Genomic DNA, 18408 nt, shown 5'->3' with positions numbered 1-18408 from the left:
GGGTTGCAGCGGAGCGCGAAGACTAGCGTTTGGAAGCATCTTGAACCAGTTCATGAAAGTCGACGCGGGTTGCGGGAAATTTCCCAGGACGTTGGGTGGGGGTGTTGTCTGGATGTAGAACGGCAAATGCGACAAGGCCCGCGTTGGGAGTTGGTAAGCCGGGGGGATTTGAACCTTGGTTATAGATATTTGATTTAAATCAGCTTTATAGGTTTAAGTTTTTCTGTGGAATACCGATTGGAATACCTTTTCCCTAAGTCTTTCCGAACCTACGACCGGGCTCGGATGCACGGCCTGATCGCAGCGCGGTTAGTGAATTAAGCCGAAATATGAATCGTCCCACAGTCATGGCTTTCGTCGGCATCGATTTGGCTACCGTTATCCTGGTTCAAGCTCCTCGGTGCTATGTGCGACGGGTTAAAGCTTTGCCATGCCTAATGACTTCACTCTGGAGAAGGGGTTGTCGATGCAATAGGGCCGGTAGTTTGAGATCCACTTGAGGCAACTAACTTTCACCCGCGACAGCATCGCCGCCGCTGCGGTCGCAATCGTCGTGGATCAGGGTAAAACCTAGATCATCACTTCCGCTCTGGGGCGGGTGAAAGGCGGGCTTACTAGGTTTTACCCTACCTAACCCTGCCTAACCCATGCAGGCAGGTTTGACTACGTGTAAGCTCCCCCTCTAATACCTATACAGCAATTAGGGCTTTGCTATGGACGACCGCTGGCTATCCGTCGATGAAATCGCCGATTACCTAGGCGTAGCCAAAGACACCATCTATACCTGGGTGACCTCTAAAGGCATGCCTGGGCATAAGGTTGGGCGCTTCTGGAAATTCAAAAAGGAAGACGTGGACACCTGGGTGCGAGAAGGCGGTGCCGCTGCGAGTACTGATGACTTTGACAACAAGGAGCCGCGCAATGCCTAAGCAGCGCTCCACACAGGACAGCAATGACATGAGCGACCTTGATCAAGAATCCCAAGCGCCAGAGCGCGCGCTCGAAGAGGGCAAGGTCTTTGATTACATCACCGGCAACCCGGTGAAAGACAGCGACAAAGAAAAGGTTCGCCAGCGCATTGCGCGCGCCATCATCCATGAGTACGGAATCGCGGCCGAAGACATGGAGCCCGACTTCAAGGTCAAGGTGCTGGGCAAGAATCGCAAGCTCGACATCGCGATCTTTAAGCCGGGCCAGGCGCACACTTTAGACAACCTTTACCGTGCTGTGGTGATTGAGAAAGAGCCCAAGATCGGTACTAAGGGGGCCTATCGCATGCGTGATCCAGAAGAGGCGCGCAAAGAGTTCGAGGTGCTGGAGGCCGTGATGGCTGAGGTCGATAGCTGCGATTACGGGCTGTGGACCAATGGACTGGAGTTCTTCTTTTTCAAGAAGGAGGTCACCCGCTTCGATACCAAGTTCAAGCCCATCGGTGACTGGCCATTGGGAGATGATTCCTTCAGTGTTGAAGGTCGCTCCATGGGGCGGATGCGCCGTGCAGATCCAGTGATGCTGCGTACCGCTTTTCGTCGTTGCCATAACTACATTCATGGTAACGAGGGTATGCCCAAGGACGCCGCTTTCTGGCAGTTCCTGTACCTCATCTTTTGCAAGATGTATGACGAACAGCAGCCCAATGAGGCTCGAGGTTTCTACGTAGGCCCCTTCGAGCCTTTTGATACGGAAGGCCAGAAAGCTATTCGCCTACGGATCAAGCCGCTCTTTGAGCGAGTGAAGAAGAAGTATGACGGCCTGTTCAAGGGGAATGAAGAAATTACTCTGTCCGACCGGGCATTGGCTTTCATTGTCTCGGAGCTGGCTCGTTACGACTTCGGGCGTACTGATGTTGATGCCAAAGGTGCTGCCTATCAGGAGATCGTAGGAACTAACCTGCGTGGAGATCGCGGCCAGTATTTCACACCGCGAGGGGCCATCAGTCTCGTTGTTAAGATGCTCGCACCTAAAGAGCACGAGCGTGTGTTGGATTCGTCGTGCGGTACGGGGGGCTTCCTGGTTGAGACTCTGAACTACCTGAACAAGGTCTTCCACGAAGAAAAGCGCATCAAGGCAGGCGATGAGAACACTGAAGAGTTCCTATCCATCCGAGATCGGCTGGCCAACTACGCAGCCAAGAACCTGTTCGGTGCTGATTTCGACCCTTTCCTGGTAAGGGCTGCTCAGATGAACGTGATGATGGCAGGCAACTCGCTGGGCCACCTCTATCACATGAACTCGCTGGAGTTCCCAGTGGGACATCTCCCGGGCGTTCAGGCAGCGAGAGAGTCTATCCCGCTCGGTACGATTGATGTCTTGATGACCAACCCACCGTTCGGATCTGACATTCCCGTTACCGAAAAGACCATCCTTGAGCAGTATGAGCTAGCCCGCCGTTGGGAGCGACAAGGCGATGGTTTTGTGATGACCAACGCCATAAAGCCAGCAGTGTCACCGGAAGTCTTGTTCATCGAGCGCTGCGTGAAATGGCTCAGGCCGGGAGGCCGAGCGGGCATCGTTCTGCCTGATGGAATCTTGGGCAACCCTGGTGACGAGTACATCCGTTACTGGATTCTTCGCCATTGCTGGGTGCTAGCCAGCATCGACTTGCCAGTGGAATCGTTCATCGTCGAGGCAAACGTCAACATTCTCACCAGTCTACTGTTCATCAAGCGTAAGCCTGCGGAAGTCATTCAGGCAGAGGATTTGGGTCAGGAAAAGGACTATCCCGTGTTTATGGCAGTAGCTGATAAAGTCGGCTTCGATCGCCGTGGCAACACACTGTACAAGCGTCACCCTGATGGTGAAGAAATACTCGTAGATGTTAGTCACGAAGAGAAAGTCCGTATCGGTGGGGGCCTTCATGTACGTACGCTTCATCGCAAAGAGCGCATCCTAGACGATGACCTGCCCGAAATCGCTAAGGCCTATGCCGAGTTCCGTGCCAAACACCCGGAGCCCAGCAAATGATCACGCGACTTGAGGCTACACGCTATCGCTGCTTTGAACACCTGGGCGTTGATGTCGGTGACTTTCGGGTACTGGTCGGTGCCAACGGCTCGGGAAAAACCACGCTGCTAGATCTTCCGGTGCTGTTCGGCGACTTGCTACGTGCTACAAATGTCTCCGCTCCCTTCATGGAGCGCCGCCCTGAGCTGCCCCCTCGTGCGGGTAATCTGAATGAACTCGTCTTTGCTGGACGCGGCAGCGATTTTTCGCTGGCTGTTGAGGCGCGTCTTCCGGACGATGTGCAATCTAGGGTGCTTGAAGGCATGTTTGTTAGAAAGCGAACGGAGCGGTCGCGTCAGGTATTGCAGGAAGATCGCCGTCGCTGGCCAACCCACATTCGTTATGAGATTGGCTTGCGGATCGGTGCCGATCAGGCTCTGCAGGTGGCTTATGAGTACCTGTTCATGTTTCCTGAATCGGACGGGCCTGACCGCCGTCAAGCAGGTTTTCATGGAGTTTCTGCTGGCAGTAAGAAGCACTGGCACCTGACGCTTAAGCGCGAGATTGGCTACGATTCTGAGTTTACGCCCGAGACGCCGCAGGCTAGCGCTGCCAAAGTAGGTCTGCCTGAAACACTGCTTGCCATGCCTCGTGTGCTGTTCGAGTCCGAGGCGGGCTATCCTGCTGCCCGTTGGTTGCACGGTTTGCTGACCACTGATGCAGTGTTTCTGGAGCCCGACTGGTCGGCCATGCGCCAAGCCAGCCCGCCGGGGCAACCCAAGGTAATAACGGCCAATGGCCGCAATATTCCCTGGCTTGCACTGGAGCTAAAGCGAGAGGGCGCAACAGAGGGCGCCCCAGCGGTATTCCGCAGTGAACGCTATGCCGACTGGATTGCACATGTGCAAACCGCATTGCCGCAGGTGACCGACATTGATGTGCGTGAGCGCGAAGACGACCACCACGCATACTTCGTGGTCAGCTACAAGGGCGATTTCAAGGTGCCATCACTCGGTTTGTCTGATGGTACTTTACGCATCCTGACTCTGACGCTGTTGCCTTACCTTAGTAAACACCCTGCCATCCTTGTGACCGAGGAACCTGAGAACGGTATTCATCCGCGCGCCATTGAGGCCGTTCTGCAATCGCTTTCATCGATGTACGACAGTCAGGTATGGGTGTCATCGCACTCACCTGTGGTATTGGCTCGCGCCAAGCTGGAACAATTGTTGTGCGCCAGGCTCGCTAGCGAAGGAGGCGTGGAGATGCTTTCGGGTATCGATCACCCGCGCTTGCAAAAATGGCGTGGTGGTATTGATCTTGGTAGCCTTTTTGCGGCGGGGGTGCTGGGATGATGAACAAACGCCCCTGTGTCATCTTGGTCGCCGATAGCAACATGGCCGCTACCTTCCGAGGCTATTTCAATCGCGACGGATGGAATCTGAGTCTTGGCTGTGCGCCCTTTGAGATAAACACCGATGTCGGTGCTGACCTGCTTGTCGATGAGGGCGGGAACGATCCAGGCGTGTATACCAAGGGCCATGAGCTGCTACGTCCCTACCAAAACAGTCACCACTGTGCATTGGTGGTTCTGGATTGTGAGTGGGAAGGGTCACCGGGCAAGATCGCCATTGTTGAGCGCATCACGGCACGTTTAGTGGCAAGTGGCTGGTCTGAGAATGCGGTCAAGGTTATCGCGATTGATCCGGAGTTAGAGAACTGGCTGTGGCAAGACAAACCACAAGTAGCGGACGCGCTTCGCTACAAGGAAGACAAGCCCCTGCGCCAACATCTAGCCGATAGTGGCTGGTGGCCACTTGGCATTGCTAAGCCGCCTCGGCCAAAAGAGGCGGCAGAGTGGGTCATGAAGCAAACACGTCAACCCCGTTCTTCGGCGATTTATCAAAAGCTTGCGGAGCATATTTCGATCAAAGGATGCACAGACGCGGCATTTGTCGAGATGCACGAAGCGTTCCTGGCGTGGTTTCCATTGGAGGTCTCTCCATGACTTTCGCGAGTTTTAAGAACGCGCGCATCGTCCGATCCAGCTGGCTGGATGAAGGCGGGCGACGATTAGATTGCAACCCCTACATGTCCGGTGCGTTGGAGGCCCGGGATGCTTTAAGTCGATTATCGGTTCAGACAGAAAAGTTGGCAGATCTTACCGATGATATCTTCCATGCTGGGCGCGAAGGCAGGCTTTGGGTCGATGATCCCGAGTTTGGTGTTCCATTCTTAGGCAGTTCGGACATTCTCTGCGCAGATCTTTCGCATCTGCCATTAATTGCAAAGCGTCAGGTGGCTAAAAATCCGAAGTTCAAGCTTGGTGAGCAGTGGACGCTTATTACGCGCTCGGGAACGATCGGTCGAATGACCTATGTCAGCAAGGATACGTCTGGAATGGCGTGTTCAGAGCATGTGTTGCGCGTGGTTCCTAAACTAGATCGCATTTTTCCTGGCTACCTATACGCTTATTTGGCTAGCCGCTATGGCGTCCCGCTCGTGGTGTCAGGAACCTACGGTGCCATCATTCAGCACATTGAGCCCGAACATATAGCAGGGCTACCGGTTCCTCGTTTCGGGGATGATATTGAAGGATCCATTCACTCGCTTATTTCCGAGGCCGCAGTATTGCGTGATGAGGCAGGTAGATGTCTCAGCCAAGCGATGAGTGATTTTTTGGCCGCAGCAAATTTACCTGTAATTGAGTCTTGCGGCTCAGTGACCCCGTTTTCCACTTCATCTGTCCCAGCATCGTCTCTCCAGAGGCGCTGTGATGGTTTTTTCCACAGCCGATATCACTCTGATGTAGTTGACGCAATTCGCGATTGCGGTTTGGCTACAACGTCCATAGGGCAGATAGCGCGCGGTATTCAAGAGCCAAATCGTTTTAAGCGTATTGTCCTAGATGCGGATTCTGGAGGCGTCCCTCTTTTTGGTACATCAGCCATATTTTGGAATGATCCCGAACCGTCCTATTACCTACCTCGGCGATTGGCCGCGCCATATGTTGTTGGGCGGAGTACGTTGCTGATCCCTCGGTCTGGTCAGTTGCAGGGTGTCATTGGAAGGCCCGTTCTTCCCTATGGCGACATCATTGGTGGAGCTGTATCTGAGGATGCGATTCGGATCAACTGCCACAGCGAAATTCAAGCTGGTTTCTTATTCGTATTTCTGTCATCCGAATACGGGCTTAGGCAGTTGAAAGCGCGTACTTTTGGTACATCGATTCCACATCTGGACGTACGACAGATTAGTGCGTGTGTAATTCCGGAGCTTTCACCTACGTTGGCGGAAACAATTGGCAAGCTAGGGCTGCGTGTGTCAGAGCTGAGAAGCGACGCGCTAAATCTTGAGCGTGAAGCCAGGTTAGCGGTTGAGCGAGCGATTGAGGAGCATGCTTAGAAAATGGCAAAAGTGATCCCCATAGGTCAGCCGGTCAACGATGCGGAGCGCAGCGCTATTGCTTACCTGCGGGATCGCTTGCCTGACAGCTATACCCTGCTGCACAACTTCGAAATCGAGCGCCAGGGTGAGCGCTTCGAGATCGACATTGCTCTGCTGACGCCGCATGCGCTGTACTTGATCGATGTGAAGGGCACGCGCGGCACCATCGATGTGTACGGCAACAAGTGGTATCCCGAGGGGCGTGCGCCATACCCGTCGCCACTGGGTAAGCTGCGCGGGCATGCGCGCACAGTCAAGGGCCTGGTAACTCAGGCCCATCCAGGGCGGAATGAGCTGAACGACATCTACGTGGATGCGGCCATCTTGCTCACTGCGCCGGATGCGCACCTGATTGACCGCGAGCAGCTGGATTCAGACCGTGTAGTGAAATTGAAGGACGCCGAACGCTACTTCAAAGATGCCACACGCATTCCTGCGCGCTTTTCGAAGAACATCCTGCAGCAGCAAGGGCTGATACTGCATGCTTTGAAGGTGGTTAAACCCGCCTCTGCCGTGCAGCGCTTTGGCCACTGGGAGGTGAAGGAAAAGCTCGGCGCAGCGCAGGCCTACAGCGAGTTCCGTGCAGAGAACGCCTTTGCGGGAGGCACGGCCCGTCTGCGGGTGTATCAAGCGGACCCCTACCAGCCTGAAGATGTGCGTAAGGCCCAGGTTAATCGCATTGCCAATGCCTACCGGGCGCTATCCAAATTACCGCTACATCCCAACATTGTTGCCGCGCGGGACTTCTTCCCGTCCGACGATGACAGGTCCTTCATCCTGATCCTGGACGACGCGCCCGGCCAAGCACTGACAGTACACATGGCACGGCCGCAGTTGGCACTGACCCTAGACCAGAAATGGCGTGTTGCCAAAGACCTGCTGGCAGCCCTAGCACATGCTCATCAACATGGTGTGGTGCATCGCAACCTTACGCCTGGCGCGATCCTGATCGGCCAAGACGGTACCACCCGTATTACGGACTTCGATTTCGCGAAGCCAGTTGAGAACCGCAGTTTGAGCATTGCTGCAGACATCGTTGATTTGGTCGAGAAGGCTTATGTCTCGCCAGAGGCATTCCGCGAGCCGGGTGCAGCGTCTAGCGCGTCGGACATCTTCTCGGCTGGCGTCATCATTTATGAACTGTTCACTGGAGAGCGCCCGTTTGCGGGCGAGCCGACCACGGTGTGGGATCGTGTAGGTGAGTTCCTGAACAAGCCATCTACGCTGCGGCCGGAGTTGAATGACGCTTTCGATGTTTGGTTGCAAAGTCTGTGCGCGTTTGACGAGCATAAGCGGCCACCAGCCCCCAATGCGCTGGCGGCATTGAATGCCTTGCTGCAGCCTGCGGCATTACAAGTGGCGGTCCCCGTTGAGGTGCCTGACTTTGAGCCCAATCAGGTGTCTGATGACCAAGCCGACTACCTGAACCTGCCTGCAGGCTACAGGCTGACCCGCAAGTTCATCATCGAGAAGAAGCTGGGGCGTGGCAGTTTCGGCGTGGTCTACAAGGTTATCGACACGCTGGGCGATGTGGCGCGCACAGTAAAACTCATCGTCAGCGATCGCCACTCGACTCTGGATCGCCTGAAGCAGGAGTACCGTCACCTGGTGCACATCCCTGAGCATCCACACGTAGTACGCGTGCTGGACGCGGATGTGATCCCTGGTCGTGACATTCCCTTCTTGGTGTTCGAGTACGTTGAAGGCTCTGACGTTGGCGACATGATTCAGGAGCGCCTGCTGTCGCCCGAGGACGTCCTGGAGCTAGGCAAACAGGTGATAGAGGGCTTGGTGCATTTGCATGCCAATGGCTTCCATCATTGCGACATCAAACCGCGGAATCTGCTGTGGACGCAGAAGGGCGCGAAAATCATCGACTTCAATGTGTCGGTGCGGGCTGATGATAAGGAGTCGCGAGGAGGCGGCTCGCGTCGTTATCTGCCACCTGACTTCGACCCAGAGGTCATCCCGTATAACGGGGAGCGCGCAGACCGCGACCTCTATGCCATGGGGCTGACGCTGTATGAGGCGCTGACCTCGCGGTATCCCTGGGATACGACAGAGCCGCCCATCAACAAGCCTGCGCCAGACCCGCGTGAGTTGTCGGGGTTCTCTGACCTTGCTCCAGAGCTCGTGAGCGTGGTGCTGAAGGCGATCGCCCCACGTCGTGCGGAGCGCTTTGCCACAGCCACAGATTTCCGTGGTGCCCTGGCTGAGGTGCGCCACGCGCGGCGCATCCAAGCCGTGAGCTTGGCTACGATGGCAGCCGGCAGCAGCCAAGGGGTGTTGGCCAAGTCCGCGCCTAACAGCAATGCCTTCGTTTCGCACCTGCTTACACTCTACAGCCAAAGCCACCGCAGCAATGCCGGTACGCGGGGTATGGATGCATTGGGATTTTCAGCCTATGTGGATACCGCCTTGGATCGGGTGCTGTTGCCAGCGGTCCTGTCAGGCGAGTTCCGCTTAGTGCTGATCTCTGGCAACGCGGGCGATGGAAAAACGGCCTTCTTGCAGCGCTTGGAGAAGGAAGTTGAAGTCCTTGGAGGATCTGCCAATCGTGGGTTGCCCAATGGCAGCGAACTGGCATTGGGCGGCAAGCGTTACTTAATCAACTACGACGGCAGCCAGGACGAAGGCAACAAGGACAACAACCAGGTGTTGTTGGATTTCTTGTCACCCTTCAAGGGTAGCGATGCAAGAACCTGGACGCCGAAAGAAACTCGCCTTATTGCAATCAATGAAGGCCGCTTGGTGGACTTCCTTGCGACGCATGAGCAAGACTTTTCTGAGTTAACGGCGCTGGTTCGGCGGGCGTTCTCGTCGGGTGAAACTGAGTCTGGCGTCGCGGTGGTGAACCTGAACTTGCGCAGCGTGGTGGCAGACGCCGAAGGGGGCTCGATTCTGGAACGGACGATGCAGAGTATCGTACAGCCCAAGAACTGGTCAGCCTGCGAAAGCTGCGACCTGAAGAACAGCTGCTATGCCTTGCATAACGCACGCAGTTTCCAGGATGAGATTGCTGGCCCACGCTTGCTAGAACGGCTCAAGACCCTTTACACCATGGCTCACTTGCGTGGTCGTTTGCATATCACGATGCGTGACCTGCGTTCGGCGCTGTCGTTCATGCTGATCGGAAACCGTGATTGTGGTGAGATTCATGCGCTGTATATGGCCGGAAAGCATGACGAAGTGGCGCGCAGCTATTATTTCAACAGCTGGATGGGTGGTGGGCAGCCTACTTCGGATCGATTGCTCACCTTGCTGGGCGAACTCGATGTGGGCAAGCAGGAAGACCCACGCTTTGACAGAGGGCTGGACTTTGTGCAGCCGGATGATCGGGCACTGTTCCGTTTTGAGCGGCGGGGGCAATTCGATTTCGAGGTGCTGAAGCGTCTGTTCGGTGATCTGCCTCGTGGATGGGCCGACGTGTCCGTTCGGCAGCGCGCACGCAAGCACCGAGAGTATGTGACGATGGCCCGGCGCAAGCACTTTTTCGAGCGCCGCGACGCGAGCTGGGAAAAGATGCTGCCGTACCGCTCGGCCAAGCGCATGGTTGAAATCGTTCGTGGCGAAACCTCGATTGATGCACTGATAAGCGAAATTCTGCATGCCATCAACCGCGGCGAGGGGTTGCAACGACCTGAGCGCTTGGGGACGAGCTTGGCGTTGCAATTACGTCAGGTTGAGCACGGTACGGTTCGCAGCTATCGGCTTTTTCCCGCGGAGGGTTTTGGTCTGCAGGTGCAAGACTTTGCCGCTAACGCGCGTTTCGTCGAGCACCTGCCGACGGGCGTACTGCTGAAGTTTCAGGGCCAGGGTTTCGGTGCTATTTCCAGTGAGTTGATCATCAATCTCGATGTTTTCGAGATGCTGGTTCGACTGAATGAAGGCTACCGGCCCAGTGTCGAAGAGATGCAGGGCTTTTATCTGTGTCTGGGTGTGTTCAAGAACAGTCTCAATGCACAGCCCTATCGGGAGATTTTGCTGACCACTACGGGGCATGACTTCTACCGCTTGGCTCGCCATGACGACGGCCGGGTGGAGATGCGCTTGTTGCAAGGGGCAGCGACCAGTGAGCACAAAGCAGAGGCCTTAGCCCAAGGCTTCAGGGGGAACTGATGGCACTGCAAAAAAAGGACAGGGAGTTCCGCCTCCCGAAAGTCAGCTACCTCGATTTCAAGACCATCGAGATGGACCGCGTGCTCACGGGCTTGTTTGAACGCTTGGAACATGGCGGCTATCCGAGCGTGTTTCGCGACAAACGCGAACTGACAGTGGACAAGTTCGTGGACGACATTCTCGAAGCCGGCGACCGTTTCTTGGGGTTCGCTCAGCACCGAGACATGGTGCAGCGCTGGGTTGAAACCCACCTCATGGACATCGTTAATCGTGGCAAGAAAAATGCTGCGGTGGCTGGCCCACGTCCCCTGCATGGTTATACCTACCGCTTTCGTAACCCCAAACATTCACGTGACTATGGTGCTGCCCAGCACTTGTACCAAATGCTGCACCACGCCCGGCATCTTTCGGGGCACAAGGCCATCGAGCACCTGAAGGGCTTCTTCTTTGACGGCTTCGATAAACTCACGCGAGAGCTGAACGATAAGGCACTGACGGACATTGAGACGTCTACGCTTTTGCACTTCCTATCTCAGCGCAAAGACACGGCGGATACCCGTGCCGGTGGAGAGCGCTTCGCGCCGGTGTGTATTGGATCGGCTGACTTGATGGCTGAGGACATTCAGCGACTGCTTTTCTACAAGCAATACATGCCGCGCTCGGTGATGGTGGAGTACCTGAAGGTGCTGCTATCGTTTCACTTGGCGCTCTATCACCTGCGGTTGCTGAAGCTCTTGCCTGCCTGGCAAAAACTGGAGGGTGCGAATTCGTTGTGCGCTGAGTCAGCGTGTCCGATGAAACCCCGTGAGCAGCGCGAACCACAGGGTGACTGCCCTTACAAGCTGGGGATGTTTGTTGACCTCTCGGGCAACGCCAACTCAGCAACCGCTGCGCTCGCTGAGCGTAGTGCCGATGGTTTTTACCGGCGAATCCCGAGTTTTATTCGCGCGTACTTTGTTGCGAAGAAGCTAGACGAGTTCTCGGAACACCTTGTGCGGCGTGGCAAATTGATCCGTCCGTTGAATTCGGTGTTCTCTGTTGGTGAACTGTATGGCCTTCAAGCAGAGCCATTCGCTGAGGAGCGAGATAAGTTCTTCGGCGAGCGTTTGTCGGGGCTTTTGGAGTCTCTGTCAGAGGGCGAAGCCGGACTGGATGCCGAGGTTGAAGCCATCACGAAGATGGGGCTCTCGGATTTTGAGACCTACATCGAAATTCTTGTCGCTCTCCGCGGTGCTTTTCACAGGAAATACATCATCGAGTCGCTAGACGCTACGATGTTGAAGAACAAGTCGGGAGCAATGCTGGCTCAAACGCGTGCGCGAAATGCCCCTCGTCGATTTTCTCTTGAGAGCCGTTTGCTGGAGGTGCTGCTGCAAATTGCTGTGCTGCGTCCAGGGGGGGATAGGGGCTACTTCACCGGCGAGATGCGGATAGATGATCTGCTGTCTTTTCTGCGTGAGCGCTACGGTCTCTACATTGATCAGTTGCCGCCCGGTGAAGGGTTCGCAACGCCCACCATCGATGAGCGAAAAGCCCTACGAAGCAACGTTCAGGCATTTACTGGACGCCTGCGCGAGATTGGCTTCTACCGCGACTTGTCCGATGCCTATGTAACCCAGACGGTTGTACCGCGCTACACGATTGCAGAACGAACAGAAGGGGAGCGCACATGAGTCGGGGCCTGCGTGAACTTACCAGCCAAGAGCTGAGCGCGGCGCTTGAGTCCGTCTTGCTGCCGAGGCTCTGCAAGGTCTTGGCCGCCCGTGATCTTGGGCATTGCATGCGTGTCACGGACCTGGATCGTGAGCTGATGATCCGATTGGCTGGGGGGCTGCGTGCGGCCGTTCCTTCTGCCAATGTGGTTGTGCTAGCGGACGACGCCCTGCGCGCCCAAGCGCCGGAGTTGGCCGTGACGAGCACCAAGCTCGTTGAACTGCGCAACCCGCTGCCCAACGACGAGCTAAGGCCCCCGCTGCTGGTCTTTGTGCCGAATGATCTGCGTGCTTCTGCCGAGGATTCGTTCGGTGTTGCGACGTTTGAAGAAGTATCGATTGATGGTGCCTACGCTGAGCTGAATGCACAGCTGATCACGCAGATTCCGGCCAACCTTCGGGTTGCTGTCGAAGCCTGTTTGGGTGAGCTGCGCCGGAGCGATTCGCGCTGGCGATATGCCGACGATGCCGCAGTGGTTCGCTACCTGCTCACATGCCAAGTCAACGGCTTTGACCCAGATGCTATGGGGGCGGCGCTGTTCGAGCTGGCCCTCGTGCCGGATTTCGAGTTGTTCCAGCAGGCGGAACGTGCCCCTGCGCGGGTGGCTCGCAACCGCGAATGCGTCGAGCAAGTCACATGGTCAACTAAGACGGAGCGCGTGCGCGCCCTTGAGCTGGGCTTGCTCGATCCAGTTTTCTGCAAGCAGCTTGGTGAGTTCTTTTCGAGCGTTGGTGTTGCCAATCCGAAGGAGTGGACCCAATTAATCGTCCGCGACCGGGTCAATTGGCCCCTTGCGTTCAACAAGTGGCTGTTTGAGGACGGGGGCGTCAATCCGGATGCCATTTTCATCGGCGATGTCGAGCTGCCAGATTTGCCGGTGGTGAAGGACGACAATGAAGACCCCCGTCTGGCCGAGCTAATCGGCCACCGTGTGTTGCCTATCTCGAAGACGGGCCTCAAAAAGTTCAGTGTATCCTTCAGGGTCGATCCTGTTCCGTCCAGGGTGGAGGGCTTGTCTCGATTCGTGGCTGAGGTGGTGTCGCGCGACAACGGCCCAACAGGCTTGCGCCGCCGCAAGGCCGCGTGGACCAAGGGCACGGATTCTGGGGTGATCGCATTTTCGTCAATTGGCAAGATCGACTGGGAAGAGGGTTGGCACTTTGTTCGTGTATACGGGGAGACTGAAGACGGTGACCGTATTCCGCTTGCTGACGGCGAGGGCAATCCTATTCGCTTCAACAGCGATGCCTCCGAGACCCTTGCCCGAGCCAATGAGAGCGATCTCTTTTATGTGGTCACCGACGACGAGGTAGAGGTTGAGCCTCCACAGCGAGCTGTGCCGCGCGAGCCAAGCTTGATGCATGCGCTGCTGCGTGCGCGCTTTGCTGCTGTAACTCAGGATCGAGATCCCAGTTCTATCTCGATCACGGGATGCGCTTGGGTGGAGCGAAGCAGCAGAACTGCAGCTAGTGGCGAGACCCTGGAGGTCCGGCTGGGAAAAGAAGGGAAAGCGAATGTCTTGGTGTCTGCCGCCTTGGCCGGCCTGGAACGCGCCTTTCTTGGTGACCCGGATGGCCTCAATCGATTGAGGCTGTCGATCAACGCAACCGGCGCAGCCACGCGATCAACGATCTCTTTCAAATGGCCGACCTCGGATGAAGCAGCGAGGTTTCGGGAGTCTCGGGCAACCCTCTTTGGTGCAGTCTTGCAAGGCGATCAGCGCTTGATCATGCAGGCCAGTGACCTTCTGAGCCTGCAAGAGCCCGCTCAGAACTATGCGGCAGCCTACCTGGCTTGGATTGATGCTGTGTTGGTTCGATGTGACTCAACAGATGCCGTCATTGCACGCTTGGCTTTTGAAGAGTTGCGTTGCGCCCTCACCATTGATTCAGTTGCTTTGGTCCTGGAGGACTATCAGGGTAGACGGCGTGACGCCGTTCTTCTGGGCCCGACTCATCCTCTTCGTGCCAACTGGCATGTCGCCTGGAGCCAGCTGGGGCAGCGTTGGATGGAGCGCAGCCAGGCGAGTGGCCGCGAATATGTGGTGCCGACTCGAGACGCTGTTCTCAATCAGCTTTCGCCTGCAGCATTTCCACCTGTATTGCCTTTCGGTGAGGAGCTTGGACGCACGGCGCTGGCTGTGGATAACATCAACCCATTCTGGTCGCTGTACGCGGCGACCGACGAAGAAGACCCGCGTGGTTTGGTTGGCGAGGTGTGCGCCGCACTGGGGCTGCCCGAGCCAGCAATTGGCGGTGCGACCATCGATAGCACCTACTTGGCGGCTCGGGTGCAGCGTTATCTGATCCAGCACCCGTATGTTGAGACGCTGACGATCAACGCGTTCAATTCGGGACGGGCGACGGCTTTGGCTGAAGTGCTACTTGCACTGCAGCGTCATTCCGAGTTTGCCGATCTTCGGTACGACATTAGGCTGTTCGTGCCCGATCCGGCGGCTCCTTCAACGGGAGAGGCGCTGCTGGAACTGCTGGCCCCTGACTCGGGAACTAGCGCGAAGGAGGCGGACGCATTCTCCACGCCGACTGACAGCCACCTGCACCCCAAGTTGCGATTGGCGATCCGCGCCATCAAGGAGTTCCGCGACGAGCCTGATTTGCATGCCGCGCATTTGTCATTTTTGTTTGACTTGTTTCCGGCTGAGGAAATTCGTGCTGTAGACGTTCGGGACTCGGATGACTCTTCCTTCGTCCATGGACTTGTCCAGCCCTTCAAGGTGGACTACCTGGAAGATGAGCAATCCATCACTTGGCTTCGTCGCCCGCTGCATGGGGTGGCACGGCCGATTGAGGGGGCTGAGGCCTTGTCAGATCTGATGGGAGGCATCTCACGTGCATTTTCGGTTGCCGTGGCGACCATTGCGCGTAGCCAGTATTTACCACATGCACGGCCGGTGGTGGCGTTGAGCTTGTCTGCCGACGAGCGCGCGATGCTCCATCAGGTGCACGAGGTTAGCGATTGGGTTCTCACTATTGATCGGAACCTGGGCATCGAGTTTTTTGACCATCGACGGCACTCAACTCGCCCTGACTATCTGATTGATCACTCGCCTGACATGGCAAATGCGATGGGCCATCGGCTGGCAATCACCTCCCGCTCAGTGGCAGAGCTTGAGTCATTGTTGGTGCCAATCTTGGGCGAATACGGCCTCCCAAATTCAGGCAGTCATGCCCTGGTGATGCTAGATCAGCTTCGCTCGCTATCTGGCCGGTTGGCCCTGAAGCTGTTGTCGTCGTCTTCGCAAAGAGCGGAGGCGATGGGGCTCGCCCTTTCACGGTTGTTTCTTGAACATCAAGGTGTGTTTCAGAACCAGGTTGTTGTGCCCCTGGATGCTCACCTGGAGCTGTACAAGGCTATTCGTCAGAACGCCGAGGAAATGGGCGACGAGGTCAGTTTCCAGCGAACTGATCTTGCACTGTTCGACCTTGATCCAATGAGCCGTGTTGTGACCTGCAGGCTGGTCGAGGTGAAGTGCTACAGCCAGGTTGGGGATGTGGCCGCATATGCGCAGTTAAAGGCATCCATTGCTGACCAGATCGCGCAGACCGAGCACGTTCTCGCCTACCACTTCGACCCCAAGTTGGCAGAAGTGGATCGTCCGGATCGCCCTATCAAAAACCGTGACCTTGCAGCTTTGCTGGGATTTTATTTGGACCGCTCGGAACGTTATGGCGTTGTCTTGCCTGAAGCTGCAGAAGAGGCGCACTTCTTCTTGCGTCGCTTGGATGAGCGGTCTTACACACTGCAGTTCACGCGAAGCGCTGTGGTATTCGACTTCAGCAAACCGGGCACGGAACCGGCTGAGCATGAGAACGGCATCGAGTTCTACCGCATCGGCATTGACCTGATTCGCCAATTGGTCGAAGCAGCAGTGATCGACACCGAGACCATCGCGAGCTTGCTGAGTGTTCGATCCACCGATACGGCGCGCGAGGTGACCCAAGAATTGCTACGTCGCAGGACTTTGGCGCCAGCTGTTCCGACCTTTGAAACCGCTGCTTTCTTGAGTCCGCCTCGTGATAGAACTCTGGCATGGGACGACAGGCCACGAATTTCGTACAGCCCATCAAATTTCACGCCTGCAGCGCAGGTGCGCGAACCAGAGCCGGCCGTGATGTTGGCCTCAGAGGTGATTGAACCGCGTCAGCTGCCGATCACAATGCCAGAGACGAAGCAACCTGCCATCGCTGACTCCAAGCCCGCGCTTGTGCCAGACGAAGATAAGGTGGCGACGCCCATGGTCACCGAAGCCCCAGTTGCTTCGTCTGAAGTTGCTCAGCCAATCAATGGCCGGGTCGCCTACGACATCATGCTTGGCGCGACCGGATCAACGCCTCAATACGGGTTGCTCGGAGAAGTATCTGGGCGCAAGGTTGCACTAGACCTGAACCAGACCCACACCATCAGCCTATTCGGTGTTCAAGGGGGCGGGAAAAGTTATACCTTGGGCAGTGTTGCGGAGATGGCCTCGTTGCCAATCCCAGGCATAAACTGTCTACCAGAACCGCTGTCCACGGTGATCTTCCATTACAGCCCGACGATGGACTATAAGCCCGAGTTTACGTCGATGGTAGGTGCCAATAGCGTTGAGGATCAGGTCCGAGCGCTGAAGGAGGTGTACGGCGCAGAGCCGAAAGCTCTGACTGATGTTTTGCTGCTTGTACCCGCAGACAAAATCGAAGAGCGGCGTGCGGAGTATCCGGACATTGAGGTGTTGCCGCTGCAGTTCTCTGCATCGGAATTGAAGGCCTCGCACTGGAAGTTTCTGATGGGGGCCGTGGGCAATCAGGCCACCTACATTCGTCAGATCATGCGCATCATGAAGTCCATGCGCGATGACATAACTCTGGAAGGGTTGCGAGCCGGTGTCGAAGCGTCGTCGATCCCGGAGCATTTGAAGGAACTGGCCAGAATGCGTTTGGAGCTGGCTGCCGAGTTCATCAACGATTCGGCCTCGCTTACCGAAGTGGTCAAGCCTGGTCGCTTAATCATCGTGGACCTACGAGATGAGTACATAGAGAAGGACCAGGCTCTTGGACTCTTCGTCGTACTCTTGCAGCTGTTTGCAGAGGCGCGAATCGAGGGGCGTAGCTTCAACAAGCTGGTGGTGTTCGACGAAGCCCACAAGTATATCGAAAGCCCAGACCTTGTTGCGGGGCTTATCGAAGTTGTACGCGAAATGCGGCATAAGGGCGTGAGCATTATGGTGGCGAGTCAAGATCCACCATCTGTTCCTGTCAGCCTGATAGAGCTATCCACCCAGATCATAATGCACAAATTCAACTCACCCGCCTGGCTGAAGCACATTCAGAAAGCCAACGCCGCATTGGCCAATTTGACTCCCGAGCGCATGGCTCTGCTCAAGGCCGGCGAGGCTTACGTCTGGTCAAGCAAGGCCACTGACGAGTCGTTCTCAAAGGGGGCCGTAAAGCTTAGATGTCGGCCACGAGTGACTGAGCACGGCGGAGCAACTAGGGTCGCGGTTAAAAGCTCGTGATGTATGCATCACGAGCAGACTCAATTACAGCTAGAAGAGGAAAGAAAAAAGCGTTGTAAGCGCAATGCCCGCACCGCATAAGACTTGCACCACAAGGTACCTGAGGTCTGAGGTACACCTAATTTTTCTAGACACATATGACAGACTACATCTGGCCGACGGCTTTGCTTTTCCCGCCAAACCCTTCGTTCAAGCGATCTTTGATCGCGCTGATCGGAGGGTTCACTCGCTTTTTCTCGAAGCCACCACGTACCACCATTTCATATCTGATTAACGCCACGCCGACTTTTACTGCCGGTAATTACCCTCGATATCTATCGAGGTCAGTGCAGTTTGGACGTCAGAGCTGAGCTTGTCGTAAGGCTACGGTTGAAGAGATGGCGACAGCGGCGACACCGGCGACACTGCACGTAGAACGTAGCCTGGAGCATGGCGACAAAAGTGGCGACAGTCGCCACTTCTTGCGCGTTTTGGCCGTGATGCTTGACCGCCTTTTCGAGTCGGTATAAAAATTGGCGCACGGATCGCTGTCGTTGACAGCACCAGCCCAGGTAGCCAGAACCTTTAAGGCTACGCCACTTAATGTGGTGGTTCTTCCGAAGTGCGATTAGCGTCCGGCGGCTCGCACGGTCACTCCCCAAGAGTGATGGATGCCTACTCGACTGATCTGC

At 56.1% G+C, this 18408-nt stretch carries 8 protein-coding genes; all 8 read left to right on the top strand.

The annotated features are described in order from the left end of the window. Positions 1-713 precede the first annotated feature (713 nt). The 8 genes from C1X29_RS15955 to C1X29_RS29700 are packed head-to-tail and all read left to right on the top strand — an operon-like array spanning position 714 to position 17737. Positions 714-929 (top strand): helix-turn-helix domain-containing protein, encoded by a 216-nt coding sequence (locus C1X29_RS15955; protein WP_039570240.1) that lies wholly within the window; start codon positions 714-716, stop codon positions 927-929. Continuing rightward, on the top strand, positions 922-2964 hold the full coding sequence (locus C1X29_RS15950) for an N-6 DNA methylase (RefSeq protein ID WP_218275675.1): 2043 nt from the start codon (positions 922-924) through the stop codon (positions 2962-2964). Before C1X29_RS15955 ends, C1X29_RS15950 begins: the two co-directional genes overlap by 8 nt. Further along, a complete protein-coding gene (locus C1X29_RS15945; RefSeq protein WP_102717870.1) occupies positions 2961-4298 on the top strand; it encodes an AAA family ATPase in 1338 nt (445 codons plus the stop codon). The genes C1X29_RS15950 and C1X29_RS15945 overlap by 4 nt, the downstream gene beginning before the upstream one ends. Beyond that, positions 4295-4951 carry a hypothetical protein gene (locus tag C1X29_RS15940; protein WP_102717869.1) on the top strand — a complete coding sequence of 219 codons (657 nt, stop codon included), beginning with the start codon at positions 4295-4297 and terminating at the stop codon, positions 4949-4951. Before C1X29_RS15945 ends, C1X29_RS15940 begins: the two co-directional genes overlap by 4 nt. Then, a complete protein-coding gene (locus C1X29_RS15935) occupies positions 4948-6348 on the top strand; it encodes a restriction endonuclease subunit S (RefSeq protein ID WP_102717868.1) in 1401 nt (466 codons plus the stop codon). Before C1X29_RS15940 ends, C1X29_RS15935 begins: the two co-directional genes overlap by 4 nt. Positions 6349-6351: 3 nt before the next feature. Then, the gene (locus C1X29_RS15930) at positions 6352-10509 is read left to right on the top strand and encodes a protein kinase (RefSeq protein WP_102717867.1); all 4158 of its coding nucleotides are present in this window, start codon (positions 6352-6354) and stop codon (positions 10507-10509) included. Next, complete coding sequence (locus tag C1X29_RS15925) at positions 10509-12182, top strand: hypothetical protein (RefSeq protein ID WP_102717866.1); 1674 nt, start codon at positions 10509-10511, stop codon at positions 12180-12182. The genes C1X29_RS15930 and C1X29_RS15925 overlap by 1 nt, the downstream gene beginning before the upstream one ends. Further along, entirely contained in the window at positions 12179-17737 is a 5559-nt protein-coding gene (locus C1X29_RS29700; protein ID WP_102717865.1) for an ATP-binding protein, read from the top strand. Before C1X29_RS15925 ends, C1X29_RS29700 begins: the two co-directional genes overlap by 4 nt. The last annotated feature ends 671 nt before the right edge of the window (positions 17738-18408 follow it).

This window comes from Pseudomonas sp. GW456-12-10-14-LB2 (genome assembly GCF_002884345.1).
GTDB lineage: Bacteria > Pseudomonadota > Gammaproteobacteria > Pseudomonadales > Pseudomonadaceae > Aquipseudomonas > Aquipseudomonas paraglycinae.
This window is presented reverse-complemented; position numbering and strand designations above follow the sequence as displayed.